Origin of the sequence: Siccirubricoccus soli, assembly GCF_024178315.1 — a bacterium.
GTDB classification, from domain to species: Bacteria; Pseudomonadota; Alphaproteobacteria; order Acetobacterales; family Acetobacteraceae; genus Siccirubricoccus; species Siccirubricoccus soli.
Genome location: NZ_JAMZIK010000248.1, coordinates 1 through 1970, shown reverse-complemented (window position 1 = coordinate 1970; position 1970 = coordinate 1). Strand labels below are relative to the sequence as shown.

Sequence of the window (1970 nt, the reverse complement as noted above, 5' to 3'; positions counted from 1 at the left end):
AGCAGATCGGCCAGGGTCTCCTGCCCTGCGGGCCCGAGCGGCTCCAGCATCTGTCGCGCCTCCGCCAGCCGGCCGCGCCGCGCCTCGGCCCGCGCCGCCAGCATCATCCGCCCCTCCGCCAGCGCCGGCGGCAGGCCCGGCAGCTCGGTCGTCGCCAGCGCCTCCAGCGCGCCGGCGGCATCGCCTTCGGCGAGTCGCAGCGCGCCGAGGCGAAGGCCGAGCGAGGCGCGCTGCGGCCCGGTGGCGCGCTCCGCCGCCTGGCGCAACAGCGTGGCGGCGCGGTCCACCAGCTCCAGCGCCGCCAGCCGCTCCGCCAGCAGCAGCACCGCCTGCTCACCGCGCTCGCCCTGCGGCAGCAGCTCCGGATAGGCGTCGAACAGCGCGATGGCGGAGAGCGGCGCCTCGCTCTCCAGCGCCGCGGCGAAGGCCTCGGCGATGCCGGCGCGGATCTGCGCCGCCTGCTCGGGGAAGAGCGGCTCGCTCTCCTTCAGCAGGGCCATGGCGCCGCGGGCATCGCCGGCGCTGCGGCGCAGCTCCGCCACGCGCAGCCGCGCCGCCACCTCGCTGGCATCACCGCGCCAGGCGAAGAGCGTGGCCTCCATCGCCCGCGCCGCGGCGGCGGTGTCCATGCGGCCGGTGGCGAGGCGCAGCTCGATCGCCCGCCGCAGCGCGCGGACGCGGGCCAGCCGGTCCCGCCCCTGGGCCACCCGGTCATAGGCGGCCAGCGCCTCCTCCGGCCGGCCCTGCACCTCCGCCAGGATGCCGCGGGCGAGGCCGAGATCCAGCTCCGGTGGCGCCGCCGCCAGCAGGGATTGCAGCGCCGTCGCCGCACCGCCCTCCGCCAGGGCCAGCGCCACCGGCGGCAGCAGCCGGGCGCGCAGCGGCAGCGGGTAATCCAGCAGCAGCGGCAGTGTCGCGGCGAGCGCAGGAGCGGCCGCCGCCGGCTCCCCCTGCGCCACCACCAGCAGGGCGCGCCAGAGGCTCAGCTCATCGCTGTCGGGCAGCCCGGCCTCGCGCAGCGGCGCCGCCTCCGCCAGCCGCCCGGCCAGCAGGGCGGCGATGCCGCCGAGGGCGCGCATCACCGGATCCGCCGCGGCCACCGGCGATTCGGCCATGCCGAGGCCGATCATCGATTGCGCCTCCTGCGGCAGGCCGAGGGCGAGCAGCGCCTCCGCCGCCGCCCGGCGCTGTGGTGCGCGCGAGAGCGGCGGCACCGCCGCCAGCCCGGTCTGCAGGGAGCGCACGCGTTCCAGCAGCTGGGCGGGCGACATGGCGGGGAAGTCGAAGCTGCGGGTCATGGCCGGGGCGGCGGCGGGCCGGGCGGCGGAGTCGTCCAGGGTCAGCCGGGCGCCGGCGGCGGCGAGGAGGAAGCGGTCCGCCCCGGCGCGCAGGGTGACGCGGTCCGCCCGCGCCAGCACCGCGATGCCGAGGCGGGTGGGGGCCAGATCCAGCTCCGGCAGGCGGCGGGCCACCGGCATGGCCTGGCCGGCCACCGCCACCAGGCCGATGAGCAGGGGCAGGCCGCTCTCCGGATCGGCGATGGCCAGCACGCGGGTGGGTTGCTCGGCCAGGATGGCGAGGCGGCCGGGCGGGTTGCCCTCCAGCGCCAGCCCCATGGCGCGGCCGGCGGAGGCGGCGGCGGCGTCGCGCGGCTCGGCGCTGCGCACCGCCTCCAGCACCCAGCCTTGGGGCGTGCGCCGGGCGCGCGGCGGGGTGCCGGCCGGCAGGGGCAGGCGCAGCAGCATGCCGCCGGGCACCGGCTCGGCCGCCACGGCGGCGAAGATCGGGTCGTTGCGGAGCGCCGCGAGATTGAGTGGCACGGGGTTGTCGAAGGCAGCCAGCCAGGCGCCGCCGCGGTGCAGCAGCGCGGCGCCGGTGCCGGCGGGGTAGGCGAGCAGCAAGGCGCGGTCCTGCCCGGGCTGGCCGAGCAGCCGGGCGGGCATGGCCTCCGGCGGCGGGGCGGGCGGCGG

1 protein-coding gene is annotated in these 1970 nt (G+C 79.6%); it reads right to left on the bottom strand.

Annotated features, from left to right (window positions below; translation table 11 throughout):
* A partial coding sequence (locus tag NJ376_RS27620) for a hypothetical protein (protein WP_252956573.1) occupies window positions 1-1943 on the bottom strand: 1943 nt, incomplete at its 3' end.
* Window positions 1944-1970 lie beyond the last annotated feature (27 nt).